We start from the raw sequence: 17,345 nt of genomic DNA, 5'->3' as shown, positions 1-17,345 counted from the left end.
TTTCATGAATTAATCGTCATTCATTTGTAGTACAGCCATAAATGCTTCTTGAGGTACTTCAACCGAACCAACCATCTTCATTCGTTTTTTTCCTTCTTTTTGTTTCTCTAAAAGTTTACGTTTACGGGATATATCCCCACCGTAACATTTTGCCAATACATTTTTGCGCATTGCTTTAATTGTAGAACGTGCCACAATCTTATTCCCGATTGCAGCCTGTACAGGTACTTCAAACTGTTGTCTAGGAATTAAATCTTTCAATTTATCAACAATTTGTTTTCCTCGTTCATAGGCAAAATCACGATGTACGATAAATGACAATGCATCAATTGTTTCTGCATTAAGCAAAATATCCATTTTCGTAAGATTTGATACTCGGTAGCCTATTAAATCATAATCAAAAGAAGCATACCCTTTTGTTTGTGATTTCAATTGATCAAAAAAGTCATAAACAATTTCTGAAAGTGGAATATGATAAATAACATTCACTCGAATATCATCCAGATACTCCATATCTATAAATTGCCCTCTTTTTTTCTGTGCTATTTCCATTACTGCACCAACAAAATCATTAGGAACCATTATAGTTGCCTTTACATAAGGCTCACGGACTTCTTTAATTTGTTGTGGGTCTGGCATAAATGATGGGTTATCAATGTTAATGACCTCACCATCCGTTTGCTCGACTTCATAAATAACACTAGGTGCTGTGGTGATTAGATCAATATTAAATTCACGTTCAATACGCTCTTGTATGATTTCCATATGGAGAAGTCCTAAAAATCCACAACGGAATCCGAATCCTAATGCTTGTGATGTTTCTGCTTCATACTGTAAAGAAGAATCATTTAACTCAAGACGTTCTAACGCTTCTCGTAAATCATTATATTTATTGGCATCAACCGGGTATAAACCACAGAAAACCATAGGATTTAATCTTTTGTATCCAGGTAACGCGGATTCCGCTTGATTTTTTGCTAAGGTGATTGTATCCCCAACACGAGTGTCACTCACATTTTTAATAGATGCCGTTAAATAACCAACATCACCAACGGTTAACTCATCTTTACCAACTGGCTTTGGAGTAAAGACACCGACTTCATTTACTTCAAATTCTTTTTCAGTCGCCATCATTTTAATCTTATCGCCAACTTTTACAGAGCCTTCTTTAATACATACGTATGCAATTACTCCACGGTATGGATCGTATAATGAATCAAATATAAGTGCTTTTAAAGGCGCCTCTGGATCCCCTTCTGGAGCAGGAATTGCCTGTGTAATTCTCTCAAGAATATCATCAATACCTATATTCGATTTTGCAGATGCCAAAATAACGTCATCTGGATCGATACCAATAACCTCTTCTAATTCTTTTTTCACTCGTTCTGGGTCTGCGCTTGGTAAATCAATTTTATTAATAACGGGAATTATTTCTAGTTCATTATCCAGTGCAAGATAAACATTAGCAAGTGTTTGTGCTTCAATGCCTTGGGCAGCATCAACTACTAGTATAGCCCCCTCACATGCAGCAAGACTTCGTGATACTTCATATGTAAAATCCACATGGCCCGGAGTATCTATTAAATGAAAAGTATAATCTTCCCCGCTCTTACTCAAATATTGTAATTGAACGGCGTTTAACTTAATTGTAATTCCGCGTTCTCTCTCCAGATCCATTGCATCAAGAAACTGTTCTTTCATTTCACGTTGTGTTAATGCCTTTGTTTGTTCTAAAATTCGATCAGCTAACGTTGATTTTCCGTGATCAATATGAGCGATAATCGAAAAGTTACGTACATTCTTTTGTTTTCTAACCATACGTAATGCCAACTCCTACATGTCTTTTACCCATAAGTGATAAAAGGTTAAAATTTTTCTCTTTAAAAAACCTTTATATTTTTGTCTACAACTAGGATGATTATAGCAATAGAAAGGATTACTTTCAAGAAGCACTAATCCATCTAACAAATTTAGCTGTTGAATCTGATCGATTCCTCATTCAAAAAGACTGCTTTCTATAAGACAGTTGCTTTTTCAATAATGAATCTTAATTCGTAGTTTACGTAGAATCCGAATTAGTTTGGATTTTTCCTTTAGAGTGTTTTCGTAAACTTTGTTGCTAATAATATATAAACTGCGACATAACTTATGCATAGATTTACTTGGACAGTCTAATTCAATATAGTTTGCTACAAAACCGCTCCGGCAGAATACCTCGCTGATGGTTATCTTCTGCTTAGGAATAGTGTTAAGCCCATGCTATAAACGTTTTGTGGAACTCTTTCTAATGGAACAGAATACACGCCAAGAAATTGAAACGCACTATTCTAGCGGAAGAAATACACGAAGACTCCGGCGGGAGGAAAGGCATCGGTGAGACCCCACAGTGCGCCAGCACGAGGAGGCTCACCAGCCGCCCTCGGAAAGCGAAGTGTATTTCTGGAGCGAGGTAAAGACACCAACCAACATATTAAGTTAATGCGCATTTTACATCAACTTTGCAACAAACGATACATAATGGGAATTCAAATAAAAAGAATCCCAATTCTATCTCATGGGATTCAGAATAATTAATAAAACAACTGTGAAATTTGATATAGGATAGTCACAACTGCATCATAGAAGACTTTAACACCCGATTCTAAAAACGAAGCTGTCTTTTGTGTGAAATTAACCGATTCTTTCATGTCCATTACTTCTGTCGTACTTACTTCAGGTGAAGGTGCTTCCTTTTCTTCCGCTTCAGCTTGTACCTGATCACTGTCACCTTCCACTTCAAACGTATCAATTTGTTCCTCTCTTGCATCGCCAACTAAAGCCGTATCACCACGATTTATTCCGAACAAAGTACCAGCTAGAAAGCAAATGACCAATAATAATAAAACGACTATGCTTCTCATCGAATATTCCTCCTAATTCGCATTTACTTTTTCTGCCTTACTCCAGTAAAATTCACTAAACACTTCAGCTAATGCATCTGCCGTACGATTTAACTCATCAAGATTATTTTCTACACCACCAAACTCCAACAATATCGCATTTTCATGTAGATCTTGGTTATAAACCCCATTGTTTCCAGGTCCGCCTGCTGGATATATACCTCTACTAATCCCAGGGTATTTTTCCTCCATCAAAGAATGTAATTGATTTGCAAGTTCAATATTTTTCTCATTTGTTTCGTAGTCTTCTCCAACTACAAAGTATATTCTCGCATAGGATTTTCCATCAATTTCTTTTGTAGTATGACTACGACCAGCTGCGTCACGATGTATATCGAAGACATATTGAATTCCTTGATGGGATGCAAAGGCTTCCTGAACAATCTCTCGTGATGACTCGTAGGACTGCCAGTACTCCCAACCTTTTTCATCTAACAACTTCATATTATCTGTCTTGTCAACATAGGTTCCAATTCCGTATCCTTTTAAAGATTGTGCCAACCGATCGCTTACCTTCGTAATATTCACCTCATTATGATGTGCTGAATCTGCTTCTGTGACATCAGGTAAATGTGGTAAAAAAGATTCATAATTATGTGTATTATAGAGAAAAACAACATCCTCCTCAGTTATTTGGGAAGGTTCTTTTTCTTCCGGTTGTTCTTCCTCTTCATCTATAATTGCGTGTCGATCCTCTAATACATCTTCAAGAGGTGGTGAAGATTCAATAGGCATATTTGTATAATTAGACCCTTCGCCTGCCACCAATATTTTTTTGTCAAAGATGGAAAATCCAGGCAATTCATTACCTAATAAGCTTCTAGGGTCCTGTGGTTTTAAACTTGTAGCTACTTGTAATAGAGTTGCTGAAATGTTTGGCGTATGATAATCATCCGGATAACCTGCCTTAAATGCGCGGTTCTCCATCCCTAATAAATATAAAAAAGTAGAGCTATCAACTTCACTTGTCCATCTTGTTATTAAATCTGACGAAAATCGGTACGCTGGTGATAATGTAGTCAGAACACCGATAGAGACAAATAATATGACAATACATACTAAATACATACCGCTTTTTTTAATCCATTGACTTATTTTATTATTGGTATAAAGTCCCTTATTGCCTAAAAGCATTGTTCCACCCTCTCGAGAAGCACTGTCTATAGTTAAAACTATGACAGTTCTTTTGAAGGTAGAACCAAATCTTCTAAAATGAAAAAAATAATAGAGGAAAAAGAGTTCCTCTATTACTTATCTCGTATATGAAGCAAAATTATCTACATTAACGTTCTCATGTAATGCAGCATTAATACCATTCGCTATGACGTGGGACATGTCAATCATAAATCCATCCACTTCTTTGGGAGTTACCATGAGGTTGTGGCCAATAGGTGTCAACACTTCCTTAATCAAGGTACGTTTTTCTTCTTCCGATAATCCACCAACAATTCCTAAGAAAGTCTTTCGTTTTTCCTCATCTGGTAAATCTTCCTCGGTAAATTCTTTACCACCAAATGTCATACTAGCAGGAGCTAATGCTCTGGATGGTTTATCCTTTTCTTTTAACTCTCTACCGAAATGCTTTAATAGAAAATCAATTGTATCACTAGTGATGGTTACCGCGTCGACAACCGTTGGCACTCCGATAGCAAGTACTGGTACACCTAAAGTTTCCTTACTTAATTCTTTCCGCTTATTTCCTACGCCAGATCCTGGATGAATACCGGAATCAGATAATTGAATGGTTTCATTAACTCGTTCAACGGAGCGAGAAGCTAATGCATCAATTGCAATGATAAAGTCCGGCTGAAACTTCTCAACTATTCCAAAGATAATGTTACTAGTCTCAATTCCTGTAACTCCCATCACGCCTGGAGTTACTGCCGCGACGGGACGATAACCTTCTGCAACCGATTCATGTTCCAATTGAAACAAATGGCTGGTAACTAACACCTTGTCAGCAGTCATTGGCCCTAATGCATCTGGTGTAACATTCCAATTTCCAAGTCCAACAATTAAACCGGTGCCATCTTGTGGTATATTATTTTTTTTTAATAGTTGTTCCAGTTCAGCGGCTAATATTTTGGCAGCATTTTCTTGTCTAGTCGTATCTTGCCTTTTTACTCCGTCAGCATATATCGTTACATACGAACCCGCTTTCTTACCTAGTAACTCCGCCCCCTCAGCATCTATATCAACATAGTTAATTTTTATATCATTTTCATGTCGTTCTTTTACTTTTACTCCTTTAATCTGATCTTCCTTTTTTTGATCTTCCTTCTCCACGTACATATCTTTTGCTTCAACGGCCAAATCCGTACGAACTTCGTATGTTTGCTCCTTATTTTCCATAGAAAAATATCCTCCTAAATTTAATAAGTTGGCTATTATAATAGGATTCACATTTTCACCAAAAACATACAATTTAAGACGGATGATAACATTTCTATTGAAAACATGCCCCACCTCTGATAAAATGACTCTTGTCCATATAAGGGAGAAATAGCCCTTTTAGGAGGTGAAACAAAGAATGGCTAACATCAAATCAGCAATTAAACGTGTAGAAGTAAATAATAAAAAACGTACACAAAATCAATCAGCGAAATCTGATATGCGTTCACAAATAAAGCAAGTTGAAAAATTTGTTGAAGCAAATGACGTGGAAAATGCAAAAGCTGCATTACGTGAAACAACACAAAAAATTGACAAAGCAGTACAAAAAGGACTTATCCATAAAAACAATGGTAATCGCCAAAAAGCTCGTTTAACAAAACAAGTTAATGGATTAGGTGCATAATTTCATGATTGAAAGAAAAAACGATCCCTTTGTTAGGATCGTTTTTTTAGTGGTATTTATTATGCTACATGAATTAAATCATATAATAACAACTCAAAGGCAAGTTCTTTTTCCATTCTTCCCTGTTTCATAACAGCGTCTGCAGTTGCTAATTTATCAATAATAAACTGAAGTTTTTCAGTAGTGAATTTTGCCTCTCTACTAAGCGCTACCTTAATCACATAGGGATGTGCACCAATCTGCTTTTGCATTTGAAATTGTGTATATCCTTTATGCTTTAGCAATTTAACGCGTAGTATTGTCCGAAATTGAAAAGCTAATAGCCCAATCATTGCAATCGGTTCTTCTTTCATCTTTTCTAAGTCTTTAAATATCGAAATTGCTTTTTGTAAATTCCCTTCAATAACTGCATCAACTAATCTTAGTGAAGAACTGGTTATCGTATGTGAAATCAAATCCTCAGCAACATCTTTTGTAACAACTCCGCCTTCACCTACATACAAGGCTAATTTTGCGAGCTCATTTTCCAATAAATTAAGGTTTGTCGATATTTCAGATTCCATTATTTCATATGCATCTTCAGCTATTGTCATTTGGTATTGATTAGCTAAACTTTTTATCCACTTAGATAGTTCAAACTCTTTAATTGGATTACATTCTGCAACTAAAGCATTTTTCTTCAAAGTCTTCGTTAATTTCTTCCGTTCATCTAATTTTTCATAAGGGGCAATAAATAAGATAACAGAGTAATCTACAGGCGATTCTACGTACCTTTGTAATACATCTAAGTCATGTTCAAATGTTAATTTATCCGGTTTGGCTTTTAAGAATACAGGATTATTTGCAATAATGACCTTTTTATCTCCAAAGAAAGGATAGGTCTCGGCATCCCCGATTAATTCTTGAATAGGAGTCTCACTTAAATCATATGTAGATAAATTATCTTCATCGATGTTTTTTAATACCTGATCTTTTATTTTTTGGATAAAATATGCTTCTGTTCCATATAATAATAAAATATTGGGTAGGTCTTTCTTTTTTAATTTCTCAATCGCTTCTAAATAACTCATGCTATTCACTCCATTACTGTATATACATATTTAATGGTAATCTGTACACTTTGGAATAGCAAGAAAAATCTTGAGAGGGAAACTATGGTGGGATTCCCTCTCTAATCTATATAAACGTTTAAAACCCAGCCCTAGGAACTGCATTTCAAACGATGTTTTCTTTATCTATAGCTTTTCCGATATAAGTAAAAGTATAGTTGTTAACTCTTTCTAATTATGGTGACATTTAATTTTCTGTGTCTTTTTTAGATCTCTGTGGATTTTTTAAGGCATTTGTTTTATACTATAATTGATATAGGAGGGGTAGAAATGAACGAATTTGAAAAAAACGTACAATCTAAAAATAATGATGTAGTGGATTCCATAAAAGGTTTTTCTTTTTCTCTAATTTTCTTTGTTCTTATCTTTGCAATCGGTGTAGTAATTAGCGTTATTGGTCAATAATACATATGTTCATTACCTAATCAAGAGACTATACGATAATAAAGAGACTGAGTATTTACAGTCTCTTTTTATATTTACTTACTACGTGCAGCAGCCTACTCACCTATCTAAGTTCGCACTTCCTTTTATCTACTTGTATCTTATGGTACGTATTTATAAAACGTTCCACTCTCATGACCAAAATGAAAAAAAACAGCTCCATCTAGATCCGTGCGTAATATTGTTACATCGGCTTCTTCTAAAGTTTGAAGGACTTCTTTTGCAGGATGACCATATCGGTTGTTTTTTCCTACCGATATCAATGCATAATCAGGCTCGATAGTCTCTATGAAATATTTGTCCGTTGATGAATGACTACCGTGGTGCGCTACTTTTAAAATATCAACTACCAACTCCGGATAGTTTTTCATCATATTTTCTTCCGTTATTTTGCCTATATCACCCGTAAACAGCCAATTCTGCCCGCCAAATTCTGAGTAAATGACTAAAGAATTCTCATTAGAAGAACCTTTGTTTTCAGAAGGTTCAAGAACATAGAACGATTTTTCTCCAACAATTACCTCCTCACCCTTCTGTACTCTATTTATCTCCGTCCCAAGTTTTTTCCAAGTTAATAATTCAGATGGCGGGAGCTCAAAATACGGGCTAATAAATATTTGTTCAACAATGAATTCTTCAAGAAGATATCCTACACTACCATAATGATCAACATCTTCATGTGAAATAAATATAGCATCCAATTTCACAATTCCTTTTGTATGCAAAAAAGGTTTTATGATTTGTGTAAATACCTTTTCCCCAGGTTCCATCTGGTCAAACGTAAAATTAGCTCCTGCATCGATTAAAATAACACCTTCGCGATACGGAAGTTCAATAACAATGGCATCACCTTGTCCAATGTCAAGCATGGTAACAGAACCATTTGGAGAAAAATACGGCCTACATATGACATACATAATTAATACTGTTAGGAGCACGCCATAACGAAATGCTAGCATTGATTTATGTAGTTGAATATTTTTCATCATTAAGAGAACAAGCGCATAAAAAACAACGGCAATGCTAAGTGGAAATGAACCGTTAATCCAAGGGAAATAAACATAGTGATCAATCACTTCAAGGAAGGACACAAATAATTTTTCATGAACGAAAATAAATAATTGGTCGAATATCTTAGCAACGAATGGAAAAAGCGAGAAGAATACGAGGATAAACATAAATGGAATAACAAAAAAAGAAAAGTAGGGAACAACAATTACATTTAATAATATTGCTAATGGTTGTACTGAAGAAAAGTATAAAAATTGCAATGGTATGATGACGATTTGAGAGATAAAACTAATTTTTAACATTTGAAAAAACAATGATTGGGTTTCTAATAACCATTCTCTCGATAATAAAATAGTAAAGGTAACGAGAAAGGATAACTGAAAACCGATATGATAGACGATATATTTATCAAAAATAATCAATAAAATAAAGACCATACTGATAATATCAATCGAACTATACACCCGTTTAAGTTTTGACAACAGAACAATCATCAGCACCATTAAAGATGCGCGCCATACGGAGGGTTGTCCACCAGCAAGTAATGCATATAGTGGCAAAACGAATGTTATCGTCCACTGTGCTTTTTCTTTTGTTAGTATACTTAATTTGATTAAAACGAAATAAATTAAGGCGACGACTAGACCGATATGAAGACCGGATATAGCTAGTAAATGAGACAGCCCCCATTTGCGGAAAATCTCAATTGTATCTTCAGCAATAAAATCATCATTACCAAGAACTAAGGCATTAATCCACGCATATGTTTCTGTACTATATAATTCGGATAACCCTTCCTGTAATAAGACTTTCCATTGAAAAATCTTACTTATGAAAGGAGAAGAGCCTTGACAAGAAATATCCTCGATGGATTCTACAATCAGCTGATAGGTTATACCTTGGGTTGCTAAATAACTTCTATAATCAAATTGACCAGGATTGCTACTTTTATCTGGAAGCCCCAAGCTACCAAATACCCTACATGTAGCACCATGTAGGAGCATCGCACTCTCTTCATTTGTAACAATTTGATCCGGAAAAATAGTAATCAGTATCGATTGTTTTGTAGATGCTTCTTTGAACCGAAAATTAATATATTGTTCCTTCATTTCAATTGGACTTGTAATTTCACCGGTAACTTCTATGTTTTTCGGAGGAATTTCATGGGAAGTTTCATTCAGGGGGGGAATATAAAAAATAAAAAACAGGGAAAGGGTTAAGGAGACAAGAACTGGTATTTTCCCTAACCGCTTCATGAAATATAAAATAAGTAACCATACAACGAGACCGACAAAAAAATATTTGTTGTCCAAGTGGATGGTTAACACGCTAATAGCAATAGAAATAGCTGCAATATACCATTTACCTTTCATTTGTTAACACCTAATATTTCATTTAAATTTGAACAAATCCTCAGCCTTACTTCGAAGTTCTTGTACTTCATGTTCATCCTGTGATAGGGTTTGTATTTTTTCAAGTAGGTCTTGTACATAATTCTCTTTTTCTTGATAATTCGTATCTACTGTTAAATAATCCAACTCCACCTTTATCGTCTCTACTCCAGCCTCTTCAAATAGTTGAATAGCATATGGATGATTTTTATAATCCTCCGAATAATAAACTGTTCGAATTCCACTTTGTATTAATTGCTTGCTACATTGTAAACACGGGAAGTGGGTTACATAAACATCAGCGTTTTCAGTAGGAACCCCAAACTTTGCGCACTGTAATAGTGCATTTGCCTCTGCGTGAACCGTTCTTACGCAATGACCATCAATGACATAGCAACCTTCATCTACACAGTGAACACTTCCAGATACGCTACCATTATAACCTCCAGCGATAATGCGCTTGTCTCGTACAATGGTGGCTCCTACCATCAATCGTGTACATGTACTACGTAAAGATAATAAATGACTTTGTGCCATAAAATACTGATCCCAGGATATTCTTTGCATGGTTAGACCACCTTCTAAGTATTAAAAATCAAGACTGTTTTCTAAAAGCTGTTGCATTTCATGTTTAATCTAATTCGAAGTTGATGTAAACTGCGCATTAACTGCAATGTGTTTTCCGCTCCGGGCAGTCGCTTTCCATAGGGAACGCGAAGAGGCAAAGAAAATACATGGATAGGAGAAGTATGGAAACGGACAATTCTTCCCTTATTTATGACAAAATTGGGTAATAAAGGGCTTTAAAGGACATCTGTTCCGTTATTAACCGGAATGACTGGTATTCTGGTACGAATTAGAGCATATAACGTACTTGATGTCCGATAACATTTTCAAATGAGATAATTTTACGAAATAACGTACGCCATGTCCGCTCCGTTATACCCCTACTCCAAGCAAAGTCGATAAGACCCCACAGGAGCGAAGGAACTACTTGAGTAAACTTCTTTTTTCCCTTGCGTCGTGGAAGCCTAGTGCGAAACATTACTAGAAGATGCAGGTGCACTTGTTTTGCGAGCACGGAGGCTTATCGTTAGTCCGCGGAAAGCGAAGTGTATTTCTGGAGCGAGATTTGGTGCAGTACATTTAATCTCAGATTTCACCACGTTTTTCATTATAAGTTACTTCGCAGTCTATATAAAATAACAACAAACTATTAAAAAAGAGCCAAAATCAATTACATATAGTTTACCTTTATCCGCTTAAAATCGTCAATCTGTTAAGGGATTATAATTTCATCTTGAATGTTTTCCAAAGTTTTTTCTCCAATGCCAGATACGTTTAATAGATCCTCTACACTTCCAAAGAACCCGTTTTCTTCTCGGTACTGAATTATTGCTTGTGCTTTTGATGGCCCAATTCCGTTCAAGGTTTGAATTTCTTCGATTGATGCATAATTAACTCTAATTTTTCCTTCATTGTCCTTTGTAATAGTAGTCTGTTCTTCTCCGACCTCTGGAACAACGATAATCATTTCATCATGAACCTTTTGGGCAAGGTTGACTACAGTTTGATCGGCGTTTTCAGAAAACCCACCTGCCATTTTGACAACATCTTCGACACGTGAATTAATTGTCATTTTGTATACTCCAGGGTTAAACACCTCACCTTTAATATCGACTACAATTTCACTTTCGTTTTGTATTTCTTCTAGAGATTCTATTGGTTCATTGGGAGTATCGGCAGTAATCGGTATATACGCTTCCTGTTCATCTTTGGAAAACTTAGAAGTGGATATTAGTACAATGATTATGACGAAGCCAATAAGAATAAAAAATGAATATTTCTTCATTATTTCAAACAGAGGAGTCACATCCTTTTAGGGGGGGAATGGAACAACGGAAATTAGTAAGGGAGATTATAAGGAATTATATATAAAATTCTTTCAATTGTCGAGTTCTCTTGAAATAAATAAAGATCGAGATATTGGTATTATCTCGATCCCTTTTCGGCAGTTATAAAAATTCTTTCACTATTTTCATGCAAATTTTCACTTTTTAAGGAAAAATCACCATAAAAATTAATATTTATAAAACCTAATTTTTTTAACAATCCTACATAAAAATGTATTGGATACGTCCGTTGATGATGCGTCTCATCAAATCGGGTATATTTATGAGTACCTTCATCTAATAAAAAGAAAGTTAAATCATGGTACATCTCTCCAGGTTGTTCCCCTTCTGTACAATACCAGATGTATGAACTATCCTCTGTTACGTCTGCAAAGGTATGATTTACCAAATTTTCCTCAACATGATTCATTGAATGCATATCAAAAATTAATAAACCACCATCTATTAGGCAATCAGCTATATTTTGAAACACCTTTTCCAAGTCACTTGTCTCTGTGATGTAATTAATTACATCACAATAACTAACAACAGCGTCGATGTCTGCTAGCCCTTCTAGTTCCCTCAGATCTTGATGTATCAAGCGAATAGAAAGTCGATCTTCACTAGCCTTTTGTTCGGCAATAGTAAGCATTTCTGCAGAGTAGTCTACACCAGTCATATGATAGCCTTTTTGTGCTAATCTCTTAGTAATCTCACCAGTACCACACCCTAGATCTGCTATCTGAGAGACGTTCTTTCCATATTGGTTAATTACTTCTTCAGTGAATGATATCCATAAATCATACGGGGCATCCTGCATAAATTTATCATATAAAATCGCCATTTGTTGATAAGACATCGTTAATCTTGTCCTATCGTCAACGGAACTTGAGAAGCATCTCCCCAAAGTCTTTCTAAATTATAATAAATCCGTTCATCTCTGTGGAAAATATGGCATACTATGTCACCTAGATCCACTAAAACCCATCTAGCCTGTTCTAACCCTTCTAACCTTTTTACTGAAATATCATGTTCATCCATTTTTTCTTTCACAGCACGAGCAATTGCTTGAACCTGGCGTTCATTTGTACCATGGCAAATTAAAAAATAGTCAGCAACTAATGAAACTTGATCCATATCAAGTGCTACAATATTTTCTGCTCTTTTATCACTGCATGCTTCAGCAGCTAAATGTAATATTTCTTTGATTTCCATCTAATTAATTCCCTCCGTCTAATTGTCTCGTTAAATCATTATATGCATGAAAAGTATCAGGATAAATGCGATTTTGTTTACTCATCAAAAAATTAATTGTATTTCGAGAAACCATCCAAGCCGTTTTAATTAAATCATGTTGAGACATTTCTCGGACTTCATCAAGGCCAGAAAAACTTCTTCCTGGCTCAATATAATCCGCCACAAAAACAATCATTTCCAACTTGGTCATATGTGGTCTTCCTGTTGTATGGTAATATACGGCATTTTTAATAGATTCATCTCGTATTCCGTATTCCCGTTCAATTAGAATAGAGCCAACCGGTCCATGCCATAACTCATGGTGATACAATAGTAAGTCCTTCGGTAAGTTACTATTGATAATCCATCTTTTCATTTCATCCAATGGTCTATATTTTGCATAATCGTGGAAAATAGATGCAAGCTCAGCTTTTTCTTCAGATTCTCCATATTTCTTAGCTAACGAAATCGCCGTTTCAGTAACCCGTAACGTATGATCAAACCTTTCTTTCGTTAAATGCGGTTCGACAATTGAAATAGCATCATTCCTATTCATACAAATGATTCCCCTTAATAAAAGTGTAAACAGAATCAGGTACTAAATACCTGATTGATTCATTTTTATATAACCGTTCTCTAATTAATGATGAAGAAATATCAATCATCGGAATTTCTACTTCCTGTATCGGATAGGGTGTAGTTAAAGAATATCCTGGCCGTTTCACACCTACGAATTTAACCATACGCATTAATTCATCTATTTTATGCCAATGTGGCAAATATTCAACCATATCTCCACCAATTATAAAAAAGAACTCCGTATCGGAATAGCGATTATTTAACGATTTAATCGTATCATACGTATAAGATTTGCCAGAACGTTCTATTTCTATAGTATTAATGTGAAACGACGTATTATCACTAATAGCCGATTCTAGCATCGCTAGCCGCTTATTTACTTCTATGGAAGCCTCTTGTTTATGCGGAGGTTCATAAGTTGGAATAAACCAAATCTCCTCTAAGTGAAGAGCCATTCTTACTTCTTCGGCTATCACTAAATGACCTATATGTGGTGGATCAAACGTACCACCTAATATCCCAATTCGTTTCATAACCTACTCCCTTACAGACTGTTATGGTAATTTAATCTGTTTATTTTCATTCGATTCTTTATATAATACTATATTGTTACCGATAATTTGTACAACCTCACTATGCGTTCCAGTCCGTAACTCTTCTGCCACCGTGTCTTTATCCTCTAAACAGTTTTGTAAAATACTAACTTTAATTAATTCTCTTTTTTCTAAAGCTTCACTTATTTGTGCAATCATATTTTCATTTACTCCAGTCTTCCCTACTTGAAAAATTGGTTTTAAATGATGGGCTTCAGATCTTAAAAATCTTTTTTGTTTACCTGTTAACATAATGTTTTCCCTCCAAAATAGTTTTTAATTGTTCTTCCATACCTTCTACAACTACTTTCTTATTTGTCCAAATCTCAAATGCATATTGTGCTTGATATAAAAGCATCGTATGGCCGTAATGTAAATAAGCCCCTTTTACTTTTGCCTGCTCTAACATATTCGTTAAAATAGGTCGATATACAATATCACTAATGATAGTCGATGGATTCACATGGTTCAACATTACAATGGATACATCTTTTTCAGGTGACATTCCTACATTTGTCGTTTGTATTATTAAATCATACTGATCTAGATTTCTTTCTGCATCTGGTATACTAAGAACCTCGGTAGTTGTTAATCCACTCTTCATGCCTTTTATATCACGAGCATGCTCTAATGTTCTATTCGTAATGTCGATATTTAAAAATCCCTCGGTTACTAGTGCATAATATATACTCCTAGCAGCTCCACCAGCTCCGATGAGAAGAATGCGACGGTTATTATCCGAAAATAGCATCGGAAACTTCCCTTTTAAAGAACGAATATACCCTTGGCCATCTGTATTATAACCAATCCATTTACCATCTTTATTTTTCACGGTATTTACAGCTCCAATTTGAGCAGCATATTCATCCAGCTCATCCAAATAAGGAATTATTTTCTGTTTATATGGTATGGTGACATTAAAGCCAAGTAGGTCTAAGGAAAAAAAATCCTTAATATTCTGTTCAAATTCTTGTGGTGCTATTTCATAGGCCGAATAATTGCCATTTAGGCTAGTTTTTTCAAGAAATTGATTATGTATCCATGGCGAAAGGGAATGTTCGATTGGGTAACCAATAAGTCCTAAACGATAATTCATTCTTTCCCACTCCTATAATAACGACTTTCTTATAGACACATGAACTCCTTTTGGGCTATGAGCTATAACGGTAATATCTCCCTCTACACTCACCCACCCAAGTCCAGGGAATACAATATCTGTCTTTTCACCTTGGATACGGAATGTGCTTGTTGTTAATTTCGGTAAACTCTCTATCGTTTCCTCATTGGGAGGTGCAAGCATTTCACCTAGATGATTTTCATACAGAGAATCTGCATTTTCCAACTTTGTCCGATGAATGGGTAGTTGATTTGAAAAATAACATACAAATGATTGCTTGCTTCCCTTTATAAAATCTAAACGTGCGAGTCCACCAAAATATAATGTTTGCTTATCATTTAATTGATAAATCCGAGGTTTAATCTCTTTGTTAGGCGTGATTAATTTTAAATCCTGATCAGAAATATAATGAGCAATTTGTTGTTTATTTACAATACCCGGTGTATCGATTAAGGAATGCTGATCATCTATTGGTATTTCAATAAAACCTAAGGTTGTACCCGGAAAATAAGAAGTTGTAATCACATCACTTTCACCGACAGATTGTTTAATTAATCGATTGATAAAAGTAGATTTACCGACATTAGTCGTTCCAACAATGTATACATCTTGATTATCTCGATAAATTTCGATAAGTTCTGTCAATTCATCCATACCATGGCCTTTAATGGATGAAATCAAGGACACATCTTTTACTTTATAACCAGCCTCTTTAGCAGATGATTGTAACCATTGTTTTAGTTTACGGTGATTTGTAGATTTTGGCAATAAATCCATTTTATTACCAACTAACAAGATTGGGTTATTACCAACAATTCGTGGCAAGCTTTTAATCATTGAACCATTCACATCGAAAATGTCTATTACATGTACTACTAGTGCATTTGTATCGCGAATCGTACTGACCATTTTTAAGAAGTCGTCATCTGTCATCGAAACGTCTTGGATTTCATTATAATGTTTAAGTCTGAAACAACGTTTGCATAATACGTTTTCTCGATTTAGAGAGGACGCAGGAGTATAACCTATTTTTTCAGGGTCTGTTGTCTGAACAGTTACCCCACAACCTTGACAATCTATTTGTTCCATTATTTTTCCTCCCATGTGATTTTGCCTTTGTTACGAAAATAATTTAGTATTCTTCGCTCTATTGATCGATTGATTCTAGTTATTTTTTCATCTGTTTTCACGATAGGAACTACTAATATGGTATGAAATCCAGCAGAATTCCCACCTAAAACATCTGTTAATAGCTGATCACCAATAACCACCATTTCATCTCTTTGTAAGCCCATTTCTTTAGCTGCAACTTTAAAAGCTTTTCGCAAAGGCTTTCGTGCACTAAATACATAAGGGGTTTCTAGTGGTTCAGAGAAAAACTTTACTCGCTCTTCTTTATTATTCGATACAATTGTTACTTTAATGCCTTGATCTTTCATTTGTTTAAACCAGTCTTTCACTTCTGGAGTTGCCTCTCTAACATCCCATGCAACTAGTGTATTATCCAAATCGGTAATAACGCCTTTTATTCCTTTTTCTTTCAAGGCTTCCGGGTTAATTTCAAAAATACTTTTAACATGTTCATTCGGCAAAAATCGTTTTAGCAAGTCTTACACCTCAATTAGTTATTAGATTTTCTTCCTCTGTTTAAAATTAGACACCATGGGTAATTATACAATATAAATACATCCTATAATAACTTTTTATAGATATCAAAAATAGTTAGTATATGTATTAGAATACCGAGAAATTTGCAGATTCACTAAAAAATTTGTAAAATCGTTCGACAAATTGCATCATTTTTTGCATTGTGGATAACTTTATGCACATTTTCCACACTGATTTATCAAGGTCCAAAGATGATACACCCATTTTATTCACAGGTTATCTACAGGCTGATGTAGATAACTGATATCTTGTACAACAAACCAAATCATGGTACTTTATTATTACATTATTTAAAACCGAGCAAAAAATATTTTTAGGAGGGCTGCATTTATGGAGCATTTGTCAGACGAATTATTACTCGAATCCTATCATAAAGCAAATGAATTAAATTTAAGCCCTGAATTTGTCTCACTTATTAAAGAGGAAATCTATCGTCGTGGATTATTACATAGAATTAAATTCTCTAGTTAGAATCAGTTAAAAACGGTATAAATTTTTTACGAATATATTATATAGGAAGAAACTGAAATTCCCTTATCATTCTTTGCGTGATAGGGATTTTTTATTTT

19 protein-coding genes are annotated in these 17,345 nt (G+C 34.9%); 3 read left to right on the top strand and 16 right to left on the bottom strand.

The window, feature by feature from the left end:
- Positions 1–9 precede the first annotated feature (9 nt).
- From lepA to gpr, 4 genes are all read right to left on the bottom strand, one after another.
- Positions 10–1,818, bottom strand: coding sequence for a translation elongation factor 4 (lepA, locus tag ACFSTA_RS11955; RefSeq protein ID WP_377556939.1), 1,809 nt, complete (start codon positions 1,816–1,818; stop codon positions 10–12).
- Between the two features lie 752 nt (positions 1,819–2,570).
- Positions 2,571–2,900 carry a hypothetical protein gene (locus ACFSTA_RS11950; RefSeq protein WP_377556938.1) on the bottom strand — a complete coding sequence of 110 codons (330 nt, stop codon included), beginning with the start codon at positions 2,898–2,900 and terminating at the stop codon, positions 2,571–2,573.
- Between the two features lie 12 nt (positions 2,901–2,912).
- Positions 2,913–4,073 carry a stage II sporulation protein P gene (spoIIP, locus tag ACFSTA_RS11945; protein WP_377556937.1) on the bottom strand — a complete coding sequence of 387 codons (1,161 nt, stop codon included), beginning with the start codon at positions 4,071–4,073 and terminating at the stop codon, positions 2,913–2,915.
- Positions 4,074–4,190: 117 nt separating this feature from the next.
- Positions 4,191–5,291 carry a GPR endopeptidase gene (gene gpr, locus ACFSTA_RS11940; RefSeq protein ID WP_377556936.1) on the bottom strand — a complete coding sequence of 367 codons (1,101 nt, stop codon included), beginning with the start codon at positions 5,289–5,291 and terminating at the stop codon, positions 4,191–4,193.
- A gap of 178 nt (positions 5,292–5,469) precedes the next feature.
- Here gpr and rpsT point away from each other — a divergent pair, with 178 nt between their 5' ends.
- The gene (rpsT, locus tag ACFSTA_RS11935) at positions 5,470–5,736 is read left to right on the top strand and encodes a 30S ribosomal protein S20 (protein WP_377556935.1); all 267 of its coding nucleotides are present in this window, start codon (positions 5,470–5,472) and stop codon (positions 5,734–5,736) included.
- A gap of 59 nt (positions 5,737–5,795) precedes the next feature.
- Here rpsT and holA read toward each other — a convergent pair whose 3' ends face one another.
- The gene (gene holA / locus ACFSTA_RS11930; RefSeq protein WP_377556934.1) at positions 5,796–6,806 is read right to left on the bottom strand and encodes a DNA polymerase III subunit delta; all 1,011 of its coding nucleotides are present in this window, start codon (positions 6,804–6,806) and stop codon (positions 5,796–5,798) included.
- A gap of 309 nt (positions 6,807–7,115) precedes the next feature.
- On the opposite strand from holA, the gene ACFSTA_RS11925 reads away from it, so the two are divergent.
- Positions 7,116–7,250 carry a YqzM family protein gene (locus ACFSTA_RS11925; RefSeq protein WP_377556933.1) on the top strand — a complete coding sequence of 45 codons (135 nt, stop codon included), beginning with the start codon at positions 7,116–7,118 and terminating at the stop codon, positions 7,248–7,250.
- A gap of 140 nt (positions 7,251–7,390) precedes the next feature.
- On the opposite strand, the gene ACFSTA_RS11920 is transcribed toward ACFSTA_RS11925, so the two are convergent.
- The 11 genes from ACFSTA_RS11920 to ACFSTA_RS11870 all read right to left on the bottom strand — a co-directional run bounded on the left by ACFSTA_RS11920 (position 7,391) and on the right by ACFSTA_RS11870 (position 16,715).
- The gene (locus tag ACFSTA_RS11920; RefSeq protein WP_377556932.1) at positions 7,391–9,673 is read right to left on the bottom strand and encodes a DNA internalization-related competence protein ComEC/Rec2; all 2,283 of its coding nucleotides are present in this window, start codon (positions 9,671–9,673) and stop codon (positions 7,391–7,393) included.
- 18 nt (positions 9,674–9,691) lie between these two features.
- Complete coding sequence (locus ACFSTA_RS11915; protein ID WP_377556931.1) at positions 9,692–10,258, bottom strand: ComE operon protein 2; 567 nt, start codon at positions 10,256–10,258, stop codon at positions 9,692–9,694.
- A 712-nt stretch (positions 10,259–10,970) separates the two neighbouring features.
- A complete protein-coding gene (locus ACFSTA_RS11910; RefSeq protein WP_377556930.1) occupies positions 10,971–11,543 on the bottom strand; it encodes a helix-hairpin-helix domain-containing protein in 573 nt (190 codons plus the stop codon).
- A 140-nt stretch (positions 11,544–11,683) separates the two neighbouring features.
- Complete coding sequence (locus ACFSTA_RS11905) at positions 11,684–12,442, bottom strand: class I SAM-dependent DNA methyltransferase (protein WP_377556928.1); 759 nt, start codon at positions 12,440–12,442, stop codon at positions 11,684–11,686.
- Positions 12,443–12,444: 2 nt separating this feature from the next.
- Positions 12,445–12,798 (bottom strand): ribosome silencing factor, encoded by a 354-nt coding sequence (rsfS, locus tag ACFSTA_RS11900; RefSeq protein ID WP_377556927.1) that lies wholly within the window; start codon positions 12,796–12,798, stop codon positions 12,445–12,447.
- A 4-nt stretch (positions 12,799–12,802) separates the two neighbouring features.
- Positions 12,803–13,375: a bis(5'-nucleosyl)-tetraphosphatase (symmetrical) YqeK gene (gene yqeK / locus ACFSTA_RS11895; RefSeq protein WP_377556926.1), complete on the bottom strand. Its 573-nt coding sequence runs from the start codon at positions 13,373–13,375 to the stop codon at positions 12,803–12,805.
- Positions 13,368–13,931 (bottom strand): nicotinate-nucleotide adenylyltransferase, encoded by a 564-nt coding sequence (locus ACFSTA_RS11890; protein ID WP_377556925.1) that lies wholly within the window; start codon positions 13,929–13,931, stop codon positions 13,368–13,370. The genes yqeK and ACFSTA_RS11890 overlap by 8 nt, the downstream gene beginning before the upstream one ends.
- Positions 13,932–13,952: 21 nt before the next feature.
- Positions 13,953–14,243 carry a ribosome assembly RNA-binding protein YhbY gene (gene yhbY / locus ACFSTA_RS11885; RefSeq protein ID WP_377556924.1) on the bottom strand — a complete coding sequence of 97 codons (291 nt, stop codon included), beginning with the start codon at positions 14,241–14,243 and terminating at the stop codon, positions 13,953–13,955.
- The gene (gene aroE, locus ACFSTA_RS11880) at positions 14,230–15,087 is read right to left on the bottom strand and encodes a shikimate dehydrogenase (RefSeq protein ID WP_377556922.1); all 858 of its coding nucleotides are present in this window, start codon (positions 15,085–15,087) and stop codon (positions 14,230–14,232) included. The genes yhbY and aroE overlap by 14 nt, the downstream gene beginning before the upstream one ends.
- A gap of 12 nt (positions 15,088–15,099) precedes the next feature.
- Positions 15,100–16,197, bottom strand: coding sequence for a ribosome biogenesis GTPase YqeH (gene yqeH / locus ACFSTA_RS11875; protein ID WP_377556921.1), 1,098 nt, complete (start codon positions 16,195–16,197; stop codon positions 15,100–15,102).
- Positions 16,197–16,715: a YqeG family HAD IIIA-type phosphatase gene (locus ACFSTA_RS11870; RefSeq protein ID WP_377556920.1), complete on the bottom strand. Its 519-nt coding sequence runs from the start codon at positions 16,713–16,715 to the stop codon at positions 16,197–16,199. Before ACFSTA_RS11870 ends, yqeH begins: the two co-directional genes overlap by 1 nt.
- A 391-nt stretch (positions 16,716–17,106) precedes the next feature.
- Between ACFSTA_RS11870 and sda the strand changes: the two genes are divergently transcribed.
- Positions 17,107–17,247 (top strand): sporulation histidine kinase inhibitor Sda, encoded by a 141-nt coding sequence (gene sda / locus ACFSTA_RS11865; protein WP_377556919.1) that lies wholly within the window; start codon positions 17,107–17,109, stop codon positions 17,245–17,247.
- The last annotated feature ends 98 nt before the right edge of the window (positions 17,248–17,345 follow it).

Origin of the sequence: Ornithinibacillus salinisoli (genome assembly GCF_042684965.1) — a bacterium.
Taxonomy (GTDB): Bacteria; Bacillota; Bacilli; order Bacillales; family Amphibacillaceae; genus Ornithinibacillus; species Ornithinibacillus salinisoli.
This window is presented reverse-complemented; position numbering and strand designations above follow the sequence as displayed.